The following is a 15921-nucleotide window of genomic DNA, read 5'->3' on the forward strand; positions in this document are numbered from 1 at the left end:
CCATGGCGAATCTGACGCGCACCTATACCATTGAAGTCAACGGAGAAAAGGCGGCCGCATCGGTTGCCCAACTTCGCGACGAAGTCAAGCGCCTGGAAGCAGGGCTTGACTTCGTAGTGCTGGGCTCCGCGGAAGCAGACGCCGCTATCCAGAAGCTGGGCCGTGCCCGCTCCTATCTGAAGGAGTTAGAAGACAGCGTTGAAGCCATTGGCGACGTAAAGCAATACGCCGGCGCCTTCTCCGACTTCGCCAACGGCATTGTAGGCGGCTACTCCATCATGTCGGTAGCGGCACAGAACTTCGGCGGGCTCAGCAAGGAATCAGCCGAGCAATACGAAGCCAAGCTGCAAAGCTTGCTCGTAACCATGTCGGGCGTGGAGTCCATCAGCAAGGCGCTGAACTCCGAAACGCTGGGCATTGTGAAAAGCACCCTAACCGCCGCCAAAGGTTGGCTGGGCATGGGGCAAGCGGCTAGCACCAGCGGCAAGGTTACCCGGGTAGCGCTTGCTTCTACGGGCATCGGGCTGCTCGTGATTGGCATCGGCCTGCTGATTGCCAACTTTGACACGCTTACGGCGAATGTCAAAGGCATTACGCCCATTTTTGAAAAGGTAGGCGCCGTAGCGTCTGGCGTACTTGATGGCATTTTGGCCGGCTTCAAAGGCGTAGGCGACGCCGTGGGCGCGCTGCTTAGCGGGGACTTCAATAGCGCTGCTGCTAAGGCTGCGGCCATTGGGCGCAACATCGGCGCGGCCTATAACCAAGGCTTTAATGAGTCAATTGCCGAAGCGGCCAAAGAGCGGGCTGATAAGCTGCTGCAGCTGACCATCGACAGCAACAAGCGCCTGATTGCCGAGCAAGAGGCCGCTGGCAAAGACAGCTACAACCTGAAGCGCAAGACCCTCGCCGATGAACTGCAGTTGATGAAGCAGAACACCGAAGAGGAAAAGAAGGCTTACGCTGATAAGCAGTCGGAAATCCGGGTGCTGGAAATAGCCCACAACAAGAAGCTGGCCGACGAAGCCGAGCGCGCCCGCAAGGAACGGGAGCATAAGGATAAAGAGGCTGCTGACAAGGCCAAACAAGCCCGGGCAGAAGCGTTCGACCAGCGGCAGAAGGCCCGGCAGGAAAACGAACTGGAGCTGTTGGAGACGGCCGAAACCATCCGGAAGGCCCGCAAGCAATTAGCCGACGCTTTCGCCGAGCAGGCCGGCAAGTCGCTCAACGTTGCCCCGCTGGCAAAGGAGCTGCCGAAGCAACTGGAGAAGGTTACCACAGACGCCGCCGCGGCTGCCAAAGCTCAGTCGGTGCCCTTCGAAGACCTGCTGCTAGTAAGCCTATTCGGTTTGCGGGCTGATCAGGTTGACAAGGTTAAAGAAGTGCTGAGCCAAGCTATGGCCAGCATCAGCCAGAGCCTAAGCACGCTGGCTACGTCGCTGCTCTCGGCTAACATGGAGGCGGTAAACGCGCAAATCGACACCACGAAGGCCAAGCTAGACGAAATAGACCGGCAACTACAGGACCGCAGCAAGGCCGCTGAAGAAACCGAGAAGCAGCTCGAGACAGCCCGCGGCGCCCGTAAAGACTTCCTGATCGGCAAGCTGCGTCAGGAGCGCGCCGAAGAGCAGCGGCTACGGGCTGAGAAGGCCGCCGCCTCGAAGGAGCTTGCGGCACAGGAAAAGGAGCGGCACAAGCTCGAAAGGCAGAGCGCCCAACTTTCCGCAGCTTCGGCCGTGGCGTCTAACGTAGCGTCCGCTGCCAAAGCAACGGAGGCAGCCATTACGGCCGTTAAGAACAGCGCGGAGTTTCCGCCGCCCGCCTCGTTTGCCCTTATCGCGGCTTCAGTAGCCGCCATTGCCGGCGCCGTGCTCAGCGCCCGGCAACTGGGCAAAACGCTGAAGATGGAGAAGGGCGGCTTGCTTAGCGGACCGCTGCACAGCCAGGGCGGCATACCGGGCACGGGCCGTTTCGCTAATGTGGAAGTGGAAGGTGGTGAGTTTGTCGTTAACCGCCGCGCCACGGCCTTGTACCTGCCCGTGCTGGAGCAGATGAACCGCGCCGCTTCCGTGCGGGTGTTGCCCCCGCCGCGCCGCATGGCTGGCATGTACGCTGAAGGTGGGCAGCTACCCAGTAGCCTGGTGGGCTCCAGCGCAGCCGCGGCCAGTGAGGCCCGGCTATCAGCCATTGAACAACAGTTGAGCCAAACCAACGCCATTCTGAGGCAGGTTGCCCAACACACCGGCACCGTTGCCGCCTACGGGCCGCCCGTGCTGGAATACGGCTACGACGCAGAATTGAAACGGCAGGCGCTGCAGCAAGAAATGAACGAAGCCACGCGGGTCGCTACGCTTTAATTACTCACAACATGAATCACGAAACTACTCTCCCCCAGCCCGCCGAAGACCGGCCGCTGGCAACCTGGCGCAAGCCTTTTCTGGAAGCGCTGTCCAACACCCCGAACGTAAGCGCCGCCGCCCGCGCCGCCGGCATCAGCCGCCAATGGGCTAACCACTGCCGCAAAGCTGATCCAGAGTTTGCCGTTGAATGGGAAGAGGCGCTAGAGAAAGGAGTAGACAGCTTGGAAGAAGCTTGCTGGGCCCGGGCCAAAGGCGCAAACATCAGCTATCAGTTTACTAAAGACGGCAAGCCGATACTTCACCCCGAAACCGGTAAGCCCTACTACGAGCCAGTTTATAGCGATACGCTAGCCGTAACGCTGCTAAAGGCACACCGGCCCGATAAGTACAAAGATCGGTCGGCTGTTGATGTAAACGCTACGGTCAGTGCTCAACCGCAGTATGATCTAAGCATTCTGACTGACGAAGAGTTGGAGCAGTTAGAAGCCATACAGATGAAGCTGCAGGCGCATCAAAGCACGCTTCGTACATAATGAAAAGGACCATTCCTTTCGGAGTGGTCCTTTTTCGTGTTCAAGCGCTGGGTGGAGTGAGCTAATCTGCTTTGTTTACGGGTTCAATGTCTGTCCAATGGAGTTGCCACAGGAGTAGATCGAAACTTGCTTCATCACGAACTCTAACGGTTATGTCGTTTAGCGTTTTAAATCCGTGTGACCCATTAGATAATCGAATGTCCCCCTGTGTTCGCCACACAACTTCTTGCTCCCTCCCGCTTTCCTCATCGTATCGCTCCCACTTGCGCATGCCCTCACTTTGATAGCCAGGCTCAAAGCCAAGTGATGCCATCTTTTCAGTCGTTGGTTGATACCTATCAAGCGTTTGTTCCTGTTCGGCCCACCCCAACTGCCAAAGAAGGTTATCTAATTCAACCTCGGATCGCAAGCGAAAGAGGCCGCTTCGAAATAAGTTGTTGTTATCGTGGTCCAATACCAGTTCGACCTTGCATTCTTCCTCATGCAAACGCACGTATTGCACTTCCTGATCGCTGCAGTAAGGTATGCCACGATTCCAAAAATTGGGCTTTCCAGCAAATCCCAAGCCGCGTAATTTGTCTTCCGAGGGCGAATAAAATGCCTCCTGAGCGGATGATTTCATGAGTATACTTGGTCAATGGCAGTTGATCGTGAATTACGAAGGTATGGTTGTCTTGAAGCAGGACACTGGTAAACGCCAAAGTTGCCTACACCCTAACCAGCAATATTTCCGTCGGATTGTTGAGCTAAGCCGCAACTTGGGCGGGTCTGTTGTGATGCAATTGGTTCAGCGGCAATTCTTCGAATTCATTGTTCTAAAGTGCCTTCGCAGTGTTGCATTGCCTTTGCAAAAAACGTTCGGCATCTACTCTCATTATCAAGGCTTGCCGGTTCGGCTGGCTTGGGCCAACCGTGTCCGTTGGGTTTCCGCCCAAGCCAACCGGTGCGCCCTAGATTTGTTGACCAACTTTAGCTCAATCGAGTGTTCTCCTTTGTTTTCCCGGCTCACCTTTCCAGACGGCGTCACCGGCGCCAGTTCAATTTCGAACCCTCCCTCCGATGTCCTGGTCAAAGAGAAAGCAACTTTGACCGTCACATCGGAAAGGCCTATCTGGTCAATGTCTTTGATGCCTCGTGCTTGGAGAATCGCTGCCACCAAGTATTTCTGGTACATTTCGACATCCTTTTTAGGAAACGCAGCGGAGTCCGCTACCAAGGCTTGTTTAGCTGGGTCCGCTTTGGTAAACGAATACGTGACTTCCTGCCCGCGCTCCCACGCGCGGGCGTGTTTGGCATTGGCTACCCACAGTTTGATTCCTAGTTCTCCCGAGGTCGTTACCGTCGTGGCCAAGGACAAGTCAATGCTTTTGATATCAAGGGTGTCGCCTTTGCTACCCGTGCTAGCCGCCAGCTCATCGGCGGCCTTCAGCGCGTCCTGCGTGGCCTTGTAGACCTGCGGGAAGGCCTCGCTTACCTTGATCATGTCATCGCCGCGCTTCTTGCCCTTGCCGTCCGGACCGCTTCCGGACCCATAGGCCATTGCTTGCTCAGTCACGCCCCCAAGTAACACGCCACACACACTGCCCACCAAGAGCGTAGAGTAATACAGTTTCATAGCAACTGGTTTGTAGAGGTTGATTACTGCCTAAGATTAAAGAATATATTCGGCATCTAATTTATTACCCTTGCCATTCGCTTCTTTTTCAGTGGCACCACTTACTGCGTTCATTCAGAAGCGTTAGCGACCCAACATGAGCTACAACCCCGGCGGCTGGTCCGACAACAAACTAAAGGTGTATTTCTGGCTGCTTGTGGTAGCCGTCGCCGCGCTGTTCTTTGGCCGGAAGCTGGGCTGGGTTAACATGGATCCGCCGCGTACACCGGCGGAGGTTGAAGCCCTGAAACGCGCCGGGCGCGGTTCCTCTAAGGCTTACCAACCGCAGTAGCCATGCCCACCAGCCACTACGCCTTTCGCGCCTTGGCCTTGTCGGACCAGTGCCAAGCTATCTGGGACGAGGGCACGTTCTTGATGACGCGCTACGACGAAGAGGACGCCATCGGGCTCTACCACATGCCCGGCGGCTTTTTTGCGGAAGCGTACTACAACCAGCACCAATCCACGCTCTACCGCACCAACGCCTTTACCAGCACCGAGTACCTCGACGGGCACTACAGTTGTTACGTGCAGCTGCCGCCATTATAAGCAGGTTTAGTTCAGCGGCACCCATGATCCCGTGCGGTAGGCTATGTTGAAGCGCAGGTCGTAGGATGTGGGGTAGGAATATAAGTGGGGAGGAATCACAATACCATTACCCGACGCGTAGGGATTGAATTGACCCGCCTCTACTGTCACGTTGCCGACCGTGGTGAAGATATCGAAAGAATACTGTTGCCCGGCCAGTAACGGAATATCTGGCAGCGAGAAGGTTACGGCCGTGAAGTCACTTGTCAACGTGGCGTATTCAGAGGCGGTACCCAGTACCGTAATGTGGGGGTGCGCAAAGCGGAACACCCGCAGGATCAGGGTCTCGCCGACGCGACTAAAACCGCTATTAGCAACGTACACCGTAATAGATGATAAGCTCAGGTTTCCCAGCGGGAGAAAGCTTTGCCCTAGGCCATAGCCACCCATGGGGGAAGCGCTGGCACTGTACCCGCCGACGTCTTGCGTAAGGGATCCGGTGGTGGTCAATTGGTAGCCATAAAACTTCTGGGCCGTGGTATTGAAAACCAGCAAGCCAGGCACAGGGTTGGTCACGGACTGCATCTGCCCATCCGTCAACCGCGGCAACAGTACCCCCTTATGAATGCTCTGCACTTCCAGAGCAGCGCTGGGCGCGGGCGTGGCGGTTCCGATACCGACCGACTGAGCCATGGAAAGCGCTGGAATAAGAATGGCGACAACGAGCGCGTAGACTTTTTTCATTTACTAGGTAGTAGATATCGTAAGCTGATCAGTAGGCGCTATATAACAGTTTAATATCAAAATATTTAATTATTAAATGATCTACACCCGCACCACCAGCACTTCAGCCGGATTGCCCAGCGCTGCCACGGCCGTAGCCCAGGACTCCTGCACCGAGCCCACGCCACGCATGGGCTCATCAACGCGCTGGTAGTTTGTAAAGCCCGCACCGGTTTAGAAGCCCGCGCTGTTGCTGTGCTGCCCTACCCAGTTCACTAGTCGGTACAACTTGGCCCGGTGCGGCGCGTCACAAAACAGTACCTCCCTGCCCCTGGCTATTATCTCTCGCTTAGCCATCCATGCCGGCTCTTGCGGATGCGGAGCAATCAGATACAGCGAGCTGGAGGTAGCGCGGTAGAAGTGGTGGCTTAGTAGAATGTGCGGGCGGGAAGCAGGCATGCGAAAACCAGTGCTGCTGGCAAGTATATTTGAGAGTCAATCGATTTCTCTATGAGAAACACCTACAAGTTTTTACTTCTTGCCTTACTCTTTTGCACTGTAGCTTGCCACAAAGACGGAGTTCGGCCAAAAGAACTGTATCACAGATGGGCTTTTGTTTCTGGAACCTTTGACAGCCGTTGGAGCGACGGGCGTAGGGTGCAAGGCGACATTGCGCCATTAGGAGTTATAGCTGCTCTAGATATAAAGAAAGAGCACCTTCAGTTTTATGACGCTTCCTACCGATCTAGTGGGGAAATCACGTATAAACGTGATGGGAAAACAATCACTTACGATATGCCCCCTGGCTCGGGCACAGAGACCATGAAGATTCAGGAGCTGACCGAAGATAGATTAGTTGTTGATACGGAGTACCTAGATGGACCAGCGCGGTTCGCAAAACATTTAGTTTTTAAGCGGTAAGCCTGCTGTATTTTCAGCAGCTATTTGCAACAGCATTAACAAACCATGCAGCAAGTGTAGCTAATGCACGGTCAAAAACATCTTTTTTTCTGACCATGTAGCAGCACAAGAAAAGCCCCGCTCCTATCTACTAGGCGGCGGGGCTTTTTAGCCTTCCGGTGGCAAGCTGGCAACTGACCCCCGGCGGCTTATAAATATACGAAACTGGGCTGTTTTGTGCCACCTGTACCCCTAGCTGTACCCCCATAAAGACAAAACCCCGTTTCTAGTTTAGAAACGGGGTTTTCAGCAGAGAGGATGGGATTCGAACCCACGATGACCTTTTGGGCCATACACACTTTCCAGGCGTGCTCCTTCGACCACTCGGACACCTCTCTGGATGCGGAAAGCTGCGCAAAGTAACGCGGCTTTTCTCAGAAACGCAACCCGTGCGAGGTCGGTTGCCCCAAGGATATTTCGCCGCGCAGGTCCTGGGTAAGCAAATCACGGATTTTCGCGTCCGGCAAACCCAACCCCAGCACGAACATCAGCTTGGTAATAGCGGCCTCAGTAGTAATGTCTTCGCCGCCGATGATGCCCAGGTCGGTGAGGTGGGCACTGGTCTCGTAGCGGCCTTGTATCACACGGCCTTCTTCGCACTGGCTCACGTTGAGAATCTGCACGCCGCGGGCCTGGGCGTCACGCAGGCACTGCAGAAACCACGGCGACGTGGGTGCATTACCGGAGCCGTAGGTTTCGAGCACGCAACCGCGCAGGCCGTCGGATTCTAGGATGGCGCGCACCATGCGTTCGTTTATGCCGGGAAATAGCTTGAGCACGGCCACGCTGTCGTTCAGCGCCTGGTGCACGCGCAGCGGGCTGCTGGGCAGCAGGCGCACGAGGTTGTCGTTGAATTCCAGTTCGATGCCGGCACGGGCCAGCGGCGGGTAATTTTCGCTTTTAAAAGCCGAGTAAAGCTGGCTCTCGGCTTTCTTGGCGCGGTTGCCGCGAATGAGCAAGTCGTTGAAAAACACGCACACTTCTGGCACGCGCACCGTGCCGGCGCGCGGGTGGCGGGCAGCCGCTATTTCCAGCGCCGTCACGAGGTTGCGGCGGGCATCGGTGCGAATACGGCCCACCGGCACCTGCGCCCCGGTGAAAATGACCGGCTTACCGAGATTTTCGAGCAGGTAGCTCAATGCCGACGCCGAATAAGCCATGGTATCGGTGCCGTGCAGCACCACAAAGCCGTCGTAGTGGTGGTAATACTCCTGCAAAATACTGGCCAGCTGCAGCCACTCCGCGGGCGTCACGTTGCTGCTGTCGATGGGTTCGGGCAAGCTCAACACGGAGATGCGCATGCCCAGCTGCCGCAGTTCGGGCACCTTCTTGCGGATCTGGGCGAATTTCATCGGCACCAACTCGCCGCGCTTGTTCACGGACATGCCCACCGTACCACCGGTATACACCACCAGCACCGACGCCACGGGCTGCTGGCCGGCCGGCACGTCCTCCACCTCTACAATGCTAATGGGCTCCAGGGATTGTTCGGCCACGGCGCTACAGATTGAACAGTTCGCGGGCAACGCGGGTCGTGACTTCGGCCACCTCCTCCACATCTTTTTTCATCAGCTCGGCTACGCGGCGCGCCACCAGCGGCAGGTAGCTGGGCTCGTTGCGCTTGCCGCGGTGCGGCACCGGCGCCAGGTACGGACAGTCCGTTTCGAGCATGAGGTGCTCCAACTCCAGGTGCGGCAGTACTTGGTCCAGCCCGCCATTTTTAAATGTAGCTACTCCCCCAACTCCGAGCTTAAACCCCAGCTTAATAGCGCGTTCAGCCTCTTCGCGGGAGCCGGAGAAGCAGTGAAACACGCCGCGGAGCGTATCGTCCTGCGCCGCCTCTACCAGCTCCGCTGTTTCCTTGAACGCGTCGCGGGTGTGCAGCACAATGGGCAGCTGGTGTTTTTTGGCCAGTTCGAGCTGAATGCGCAAGGCTTCCTGTTGCTGCGCAAAAAAGGATTTGTCCCAGTACAGATCAATGCCGCACTCCCCCACCGCTGCAAACGGCCGCTTGCCCAGCCACTCTTCCACCTGATACAACTCCCGCTCAAAATGCTTGCCCACTGAAGTGGGGTGCAGCCCCATCATGGCGTGGCATTGCTTGGGGTGACGAGCTTCCGTTTCGAGCATGATGTCGATGCTCGTGTGGTCAATATTGGGCATCACGATGGTAGCGACGCCGGCGAGGTAAGCGCGTTCCAGGGCTGCGTCGCGGTCTTCTTTGAACTGCTCGGCGTAGATGTGGGCGTGGGAATCGGTCAGAATCACGGATTTGAGCGGATTTGTCGGATTGTACAGATTTCGAGGACGATTGCCGTGTTACAAAGAAACGGTTTGGCGGGCGTTGGTGCTTCCATGGTCCTCTAGGAAGACATACGCCACAGGGCCATCGTCGTGGTTACAGCGCGGATTTGTCGTGGCAGCCTTGCCATGCAATGGTACCCGCGCCGTGGCTCGGAATCACATGAATTTTAAAGCAAGCCAGTGACTTACCTACTCGTGGTATTGGCGGCCTTTCCAGTCGAAAGGGCGCCGCGTCAGGCGAAAGGCAACGAGGCCTGCGGTGACAGCTACGGTGTAAAACTCGAACATGGGCAGCAACCGTAACGGCGGAGCAAGACCTGCCTTTCGGAAGGCACTAATGGTCATCAGGCCTTGCTGGAGGACTTTCGCCGCGAGCAGGGCCAGCACCGCGGCTGCGCCCCACTGCCAGCCGGCTAGCAGCAGCGCCGGGTAAAACCCGGCGTACAGCCACAAGCCCGAACGAATGCTTAGTGGCAGCGCTTCCACCCCGCGCAGCCAACGGCGGCGCTGGTGCATGAGCTTGCCCCAGGTGGCAATGGGCAATGATTCGGCTAGTACTACGGGGTCGAACACATTGATCCAGCCGAAGCCGCGGCGCAGCACGGCCCGGAACAACTCATAATCCTCGGTGACAGAAAACGGCAGGTTCTCGTAGCCACCGGTAGCCTCGTAGGCTTCGCGGGTGATGAGCATGTTGTTGCCCATGGCCGTTACGGGCCTGCCGCGGTCAGATACCATTTGCACCAAGGCCAACGACACCAACCAATCAAGGCCTTGCAGCTGATCGAACAAGCGCGGGCCCTGCACCACCGTCAGACCGGTGACGGTGCCCATGCCGGGCCGCAAAAAGCCAAGCAGACCCTGCACCCAAGTGGTGGGCACAGCTATGTCAGCATCGGTGATGAGAAAATAATCGGTAGATGCCTGCCGCGCCAAGTGGGCCAGCACATTGGCTTTGCCACGAGCCGTGCCTAGCGTGTCGGTGATGGGAACAATGCGGAACGTGCCGGCAAAGCCTTGCATGGTGGCGGCCGCCACGGCTGCCGTAGCGTCGGTACTGCCGTCGTCGCCGAGCAGCACTTCCAGCTGCCCGGGCGGATAAGCCAGCCGACGAATGCTGCGCAGGCATCGGCCAATGGCAGCTTCTTCATTGCGGGCGGCAATAAGAATGCTTACCCGGGGCGGGCTGGCCAGCGGCTGAGCCCGCGGAGGATGGCGCCGCACAAACAACAGCCACGAACCCAGCATGACGCCAAACCAAACGATGAAATAGCTGATTAGAGTGGCGTGCAGCATCAAACCTTAATAATCTTATCAGTTAGCGACCATCTAGCTGCCTATCAGCTCGAACCGATATTCATCAGCGGCCAGCGCCGACAGGTAGCGCGGTAGTACATAGCGTAGGTTGGGGCTGGCTTTGAGGCTGTCGTGGAACACCACCACCGAGCCGGGGCGCGTCAGGCGCAAGGCGTCGCGCAGACAGCGGTCGGGGTCGTAGTGGCGGTCGTAGTCGCAGGTCAGCACATCCCACATGATGATCTGGTAGCAGGGCTGCAGCACCCGGTTCAGGGCGGGCGTAATGCGGCCGTAGGGCGGACGAAAAAGGTGCGGACCTGCGGGCTGCAGATCGGTGAGCAACTGCTGGCAGCGGGCTATGTCGTTGAAGTACTCACCGCGGGACGTCGACCAGCCGCTGAGGTGCCGGTGCGTGTGGTTGCCAAGCCGATGACCCGCGTCCACAACCTGCCGGGCAACGTCGGGGTGGCGCTCCAGGTTTTCACCGACGCAGAAAAACACGGCTTTGGCCTCGTGCGCGGCTAGTTGCTCCAGCACCCAAGGCGTTTCATCGGGAATCGGGCCGTCGTCGAAAGTCAGGTATACAGTACGCTCAGCAGCGGGCCCCTGCCAGACGGTGCCGGGCAGCCAGCGTTGCATAACTTCTGGCAATCGATGAAGACGCATCAAAGCGGAAACTGAGTATGGAGGGCAAAGGTAGGGCAGCTCCCGCCAACCAGCCTGCATCCGCAGTACTTAAACTGGCACCTATGTGAAACCACCGTGATTGGCCAAACAAAGGAAAATGACGCGTCCTTGCGGCGCTCAGACTACACGATGCAGGGGTTAGCCAAGAGCTTTTTGCACGCTTGCCCAGAGCCGGTGCGCACTTTCATCCCACGAGAAGCGCTGGGCATTTTTCAGCCCCTGCTGTATCAGCTGATTACGTAGGCCAGCATCGGTGTCGAGCCGGACGAGGGCGGCCGTCAGCTCTTCCACGGAAAATGGGTCGGCCAGTAAGGCTCCGCCCTCCCCGGCTACCTCGGGCATAGAACTGCGGTTCGAAGTCAGTACCGGACAGCCGCTTTGCTGCGCCTCTACGATGGGAATGCCAAAACCCTCAAAATATGGCACATAGGCACAAGCACGGGCCGCGCCGTAAAGCTGCACCAACTCGGCATCGGTCACGCGACCCGTCAGCTGCACCTCGGCTTGGTGCTGCATCTGTTGGTACACATCGAAAATGGGCCCGGCCTTCCAGGCTTTGCGGCCCACGATGAGCAGCTGCGTTTCGGAGCCGGTTTGTTGCTTGAACCGATCAAACGCGCGTAGCAGATTCACCAGGTTCTTGCGCGGCTGCAGAGCTCCTACAAACAAGATGTACGGGCGCCCGTTGCTGAACTGCTGCCGCACGGCTGGCTGTTCCGCTTCGGGAAGTGGCCGAAAATGCGCGTCGGCGGCATTGTAAACGATATCGATGCGCTCGGCGGGAATGCCGTAGGTTTTCACTACATCCTGCCGGGTGGCTTCTGACACGGCCACAAGGCGGCGCGAGGCCCGCACGAAGCGCGGGAAGAAGAAGTGGTAGTACTGTCGCACCAGCCAGCTTACGTCCTGCGGATAGTGTTCGAAGGCCAGGTCATGGACTACCGTTACGCGGGGCACGGCGGTACGCAGCGTGGTAAAGCCATCGGTACTCAGCAGCACAGCCGGCCGGTGCTTGCGCAGCCACGTCGCCACGGCGCCCTCAAACCAAGCCACGAACAGAAATGGGTGCCGGGCCGGCGGGCTGAGCACGTGCGGCACCACATTGGGGCCGAAAAGGTAGCGCTGATCGAAAGGCCGATCAAACAGCAAGTGGAAGGTGTGCTCCGGGTGCTGCTGCACCATGCGTCGCACCGTTTCGAAGGTAAAGCGGCCGATGCCTTCGAGTTGGTCGCCGGGCAGCAGGAAGCGGGTGTTGATGGCAATGTGCACGGCAACCGCAGTGTTAGACCTTCACAAACACGATGTTCTCCGAATCTAGGCGCTGCGCCAGCAGGTAGGCATCCACGTCGGGGCAGGCTTGCAGCTTGCCGGCGGGCGTGATGATGTGCGGCGCGTAACCGAGCTGCCCCAGCAGCTGCAGGGCCTGCCGGTGGGCAGCATTGTGGCGCTTGGGCTCCACGTATTCCATCACCACGTAGGGCTGGGCTGCAGCTAGCAGCTGGCGGGCCCCGTCGATTACGTGGTACTCGGCGCCTTCCACGTCGATTTTGATGATGGCCGGCGTGGGCAGCTCCTTGCTGGCTTCGTCCAGCGGAATAGCCGGAATGCGCACTTCTTTGGGCGGATTGGCCGCAAACCAGGGCTCCTGCTGAAACTGACTGACGTCAAACGAATTAAACTCGTTGTAGAGTGGCGGAAACTCGTAGAACACTAGCTCGTGGGGCGTGGCGGCGGCGGCGCGGTGCCGGGCAGTCACCTGGGGCAGGCCGGCTACATTGGCGGCCAGCACCTCATACGTACGCGGTGCAGCTTCCAAGGCCAGCACCCGCCCGGTGGGGCCCACGAGCCGGGCAGCCAACAGTGCAAAGAACCCAAAGTGCGCGCCCACGTCCAGAAACGAGTCGCCGGGCTGCAAGTGGCGAATCAGAAAGCGAGCCAACCGAATTTCGGAATCATGTGATTTGCCGCCCAGCAGGAAGATATCTGTGCCGGCGGGCAGCAGCACCTGCATGGGGGTGCCAAAGAACGTGTCCGCGGAGCGTCTCACCCCCTGGCGGGCGCGGCCAGTGGTCAGTCGCCGCATCAGCGTGGCGTAGAGGTAGCGGCCGGGTGCGTGCAGCAGTCGCCGAAGCTTAGAAGCAGATGCAAGGTTTTCTACGCGCTCGAGTGCGGCTAAAAGGTCATTCATGCAAAAGTAAAAATAGGTACGCCGGCCTTGCTGCCCGACAATGGCTAGGCTAGTTACGTGCCAAACCGCTGATTCTTCAGGTGTTTAATTTCTTGCCAGGGCACCACACGCAGCCCGATCAACAAGGCCACGAAGCTAATACCGGCCGCTATGCTTTCCAGCCACCAAGGCCAGGAAAGCCAAGTTTGCAGGGCCCACCACACCACGCAGAGCAGCGCAAAAGTCGCTGCCAGTTTGGCCAGTAGCAGCCACGGCACCGCCACGCCGCTGCGCCGGTGTACCAACCACAAGTAGCCGGCTGCTAGTCCTACGGCGCACAGCAGCGTATTAGCCGCCGCCGCCACGGCCCCGTATTCGGGCAGCAGCCAGAGGTTCATGCCGACGTTTACGACTACACTCACCCCTACCCACCAGCTAACGGTGCGCACAAAGTAGGTGCTGTTCAGCAAAGCGGCATACAGGGCAAAAAAGGCCTGCACCAATACATTGACGAAAAGTAGTTTCAGGCACAACGTCATGCGCGCCAGTTCCTCGGGGTAGCTGTTCTGGTACTGCCAGAACAACACTTCGCCCCGGAACAGCACGAAGGCGCACACCAGCAACATGGGCACTGTCACCATGCGTTGGCCAAACCATAGTAACTTCTGTTGCTCTTCGCGGTCCTGCATGGCGCGGGCAAACTTGGCGAAGAACAGCGGCATGATGGTCCAGACGTACATCATTACGGCATCTACCCAACGGTAAGCTCCCGCGTAATACCCGGCTTCCTTGGGCGAGGCGATGCGCTCCAGCATCACCATGTCGACGCGCTCGTTCAGTCCGTAGAGCAGCACAATGAAAGCAAACGGCAAGCTGCCCTTCAGCAACTCGCGGGCGTGGTCCCAGCGCACGTGAAAGCGGCTGCGGCCAAACAACCGCCATACCAGCCCTAGCACCAGCACAAAGGAAAAAGCGGCCGCGGCCGTGCGCACGCCCACATAACGGTCGAGCGTGACGCCGATGGGGAGTAGTACCAGGATCAGGCCCAGCAGCAGCACCTTTTCCAGCACCGATAGAAACGCATCGATGTTAAAATGCTCGTGAGCCTGCACAGCGCCACGCAAAAACTGCGCGTACTGCGTCAGCAGCAAGCCACTGCCAATCAGGGCCAGCAGCAATAAGGTGTGGCCCCGGTAGCCCAGCAGCCACCCGGCCCCTACCACCAGCGCCAGAAACAGTGCACTCAGGCCGCTGCGCAGCGGCAACAGCGTCGGGAAGTAATCGGCAATAAAGCCCTCCTCCGCGGCCGCGCGCTGGGTGCTGTGGTGCGTCAGGCCCAGGTCCGACACCATGGCCAGCACCGTGGCCAGGCTCAGCAACGATGTGAACGTACCGAACGCAGCGTGGCCGATGCGGTCCTGCACAACGTTCTCCACCACCACCCCTGCCGGCTTAACCAACAGGTTCAGCAGCACTACCAAACTGATATTTCCAAAAAGGCGTTTGATGGAGGTGGAATTGGGGAGTGGACCGACAAAGCTACAAAACCAAGCACCATCGCGGCTTTTTTGGTAGCTTTGCCCGTTCGCTGCCACCCCGCTCCCGGGTCTGCCAGCCGTTTTTGCACTAGTTCCATGTCTGCTCGCCCGTATTCGCTGCTGGGTCTCTGGCCAATCTTTAGTCGTTGGAAATCACTTGTACTAGGAGCTATGGCGCTGGCCGCCGTCGTGAGTACCATAGTGGCTTTGCTATTGCCCAACATCTACCGCTCAACGACGGTCTTTTACCCCACCAATCAGCAGACGTCTGATCCTGACCGGATTGTGGAAGGTGGTAAGGTGGAACTCAGCAACCGCGCTGAGGACTTGGACCGCATCATTACTATTGGCAACTCTCAGCCAGTGGCGGCGCATATTCTGCAGAAATTCAACTTAGTTCAGCATTACGACATCGACCCTGCCGACCCACTGGCGGGCGAAAAGGTGATGGACGAGTTTACTTCGAATCTGTCGCTCAACCGCACCAATCGCGACGCCATCGAACTGACGTTCCAGGATACCGATAAGGAGTTGGCAGCCCGGGTAGCCAACGAGATGGTGAGCGTGATTGACTCGTTTAACCAGCAGTTGACGATTGAAAACCGCCGCAACGTGGTTACGCTGTACCGCAACCGCTACGAGTTTCTGGATAAGGAGTATGACCACACCCGCCGGGCGCTGGTAGCTAGCCGCCGCCGCTACGGTATTTACGGCATGGACCGTGAATCCCGCTACCTGGCGAAGGAAATTATCGAAACCGAAAACGCCCTCCGCAAGGCGGAAGGCTCGGGCAATGCCGGCCAAGCCGCCAGCCTGCGCCGCGCCCTACGGGCCCTGACCACAGCCGATGGCGGCAACCTTCTAAATCTGGAAAGCTACGCCGCAGGCTCAGACTCCGTGTCGACACTGGTGGCCCGCTTTGAAGATGTGGAGAAGCGCTTGGTAGAAGCCCGGTCGGCCTACGAAACGGCCGAGTTGGCGCTGAAAGGCCGCATCTCGTCGCTGTACTTGGTGCAAAAGGCCTACCCGGCCGCTCGCAAATCCCAGCCGATCCGCTGGCTCATCGTTGCCTCGTCGGTCATCATCACTTTGGGCCTGTCCATCGTGTTCATCACGCTGCTGGAACTGTATCGCCGCTTGACGCGCACCGCCCAATACGCCTAACCGGCTTTGG

17 protein-coding genes and 1 tRNA gene are annotated in these 15921 nt (G+C 58.1%); 6 read left to right on the top strand and 12 right to left on the bottom strand.

The window, feature by feature from the left end; genetic code table 11:
• Positions 1-2 precede the first annotated feature (2 nt).
• The gene (locus AC5FXY_RS11885) at positions 3-2354 is read left to right on the top strand and encodes a phage tail family protein (RefSeq protein ID WP_493556895.1); all 2352 of its coding nucleotides are present in this window, start codon (positions 3-5) and stop codon (positions 2352-2354) included.
• A gap of 11 nt (positions 2355-2365) precedes the next feature.
• Positions 2366-2890, top strand: coding sequence for a hypothetical protein (locus tag AC5FXY_RS11890; RefSeq protein ID WP_493556896.1), 525 nt, complete (start codon positions 2366-2368; stop codon positions 2888-2890).
• A gap of 61 nt (positions 2891-2951) precedes the next feature.
• On the opposite strand, the gene AC5FXY_RS11895 is transcribed toward AC5FXY_RS11890, so the two are convergent.
• Entirely contained in the window at positions 2952-3512 is a 561-nt protein-coding gene (locus tag AC5FXY_RS11895) for a hypothetical protein (protein WP_493556897.1), read from the bottom strand.
• Between the two features lie 255 nt (positions 3513-3767).
• Positions 3768-4505, bottom strand: a complete 738-nt coding sequence (locus AC5FXY_RS11900; protein ID WP_493556898.1) for a hypothetical protein — start codon at positions 4503-4505, stop codon at positions 3768-3770.
• 136 nt (positions 4506-4641) lie between these two features.
• Between AC5FXY_RS11900 and AC5FXY_RS11905 the strand changes: the two genes are divergently transcribed.
• Complete coding sequence (locus AC5FXY_RS11905) at positions 4642-4836, top strand: hypothetical protein (protein WP_493556899.1); 195 nt, start codon at positions 4642-4644, stop codon at positions 4834-4836.
• Positions 4837-4838: 2 nt separating this feature from the next.
• Entirely contained in the window at positions 4839-5093 is a 255-nt protein-coding gene (locus tag AC5FXY_RS11910) for a hypothetical protein (RefSeq protein WP_493556900.1), read from the top strand.
• 6 nt (positions 5094-5099) lie between these two features.
• Here AC5FXY_RS11910 and AC5FXY_RS11915 read toward each other — a convergent pair whose 3' ends face one another.
• On the bottom strand, positions 5100-5816 hold the full coding sequence (locus AC5FXY_RS11915; RefSeq protein WP_493556901.1) for a phage tail-like protein: 717 nt from the start codon (positions 5814-5816) through the stop codon (positions 5100-5102).
• 213 nt (positions 5817-6029) lie between these two features.
• Positions 6030-6254, bottom strand: coding sequence for a hypothetical protein (locus tag AC5FXY_RS11920; RefSeq protein ID WP_493556902.1), 225 nt, complete (start codon positions 6252-6254; stop codon positions 6030-6032).
• A gap of 51 nt (positions 6255-6305) precedes the next feature.
• Between AC5FXY_RS11920 and AC5FXY_RS11925 the strand changes: the two genes are divergently transcribed.
• On the top strand, positions 6306-6716 hold the full coding sequence (locus AC5FXY_RS11925; protein WP_493556903.1) for a hypothetical protein: 411 nt from the start codon (positions 6306-6308) through the stop codon (positions 6714-6716).
• Positions 6717-7005: 289 nt separating this feature from the next.
• Here the strand turns inward: AC5FXY_RS11925 and AC5FXY_RS11930 are convergent.
• The 8 genes from AC5FXY_RS11930 to AC5FXY_RS11965 form a co-directional block, all read right to left on the bottom strand.
• Positions 7006-7093 (bottom strand) — tRNA-Ser (locus tag AC5FXY_RS11930).
• Positions 7094-7129: 36 nt separating this feature from the next.
• The gene (locus AC5FXY_RS11935; protein WP_493556904.1) at positions 7130-8251 is read right to left on the bottom strand and encodes an asparaginase; all 1122 of its coding nucleotides are present in this window, start codon (positions 8249-8251) and stop codon (positions 7130-7132) included.
• Between the two features lie 4 nt (positions 8252-8255).
• Positions 8256-9023 carry a TatD family hydrolase gene (locus tag AC5FXY_RS11940; RefSeq protein WP_493556905.1) on the bottom strand — a complete coding sequence of 256 codons (768 nt, stop codon included), beginning with the start codon at positions 9021-9023 and terminating at the stop codon, positions 8256-8258.
• A gap of 225 nt (positions 9024-9248) precedes the next feature.
• Positions 9249-10355, bottom strand: coding sequence for a glycosyltransferase (locus AC5FXY_RS11945; protein ID WP_493556906.1), 1107 nt, complete (start codon positions 10353-10355; stop codon positions 9249-9251).
• Positions 10356-10388: 33 nt separating this feature from the next.
• The gene (locus tag AC5FXY_RS11950) at positions 10389-10994 is read right to left on the bottom strand and encodes a polysaccharide deacetylase family protein (protein WP_493556907.1); all 606 of its coding nucleotides are present in this window, start codon (positions 10992-10994) and stop codon (positions 10389-10391) included.
• Positions 10995-11180: 186 nt separating this feature from the next.
• Complete coding sequence (locus AC5FXY_RS11955) at positions 11181-12311, bottom strand: glycosyltransferase family 4 protein (protein WP_493556908.1); 1131 nt, start codon at positions 12309-12311, stop codon at positions 11181-11183.
• 13 nt (positions 12312-12324) lie between these two features.
• Positions 12325-13230 carry an FkbM family methyltransferase gene (locus AC5FXY_RS11960; RefSeq protein WP_493556909.1) on the bottom strand — a complete coding sequence of 302 codons (906 nt, stop codon included), beginning with the start codon at positions 13228-13230 and terminating at the stop codon, positions 12325-12327.
• A gap of 53 nt (positions 13231-13283) precedes the next feature.
• On the bottom strand, positions 13284-14804 hold the full coding sequence (locus tag AC5FXY_RS11965) for an oligosaccharide flippase family protein (RefSeq protein WP_493556910.1): 1521 nt from the start codon (positions 14802-14804) through the stop codon (positions 13284-13286).
• Between the two features lie 39 nt (positions 14805-14843).
• On the opposite strand from AC5FXY_RS11965, the gene AC5FXY_RS11970 reads away from it, so the two are divergent.
• Positions 14844-15911, top strand: coding sequence for a GumC domain-containing protein (locus AC5FXY_RS11970; protein ID WP_493556911.1), 1068 nt, complete (start codon positions 14844-14846; stop codon positions 15909-15911).
• The last annotated feature ends 10 nt before the right edge of the window (positions 15912-15921 follow it).

This window comes from Hymenobacter sp. FMD4, assembly GCF_058932745.1.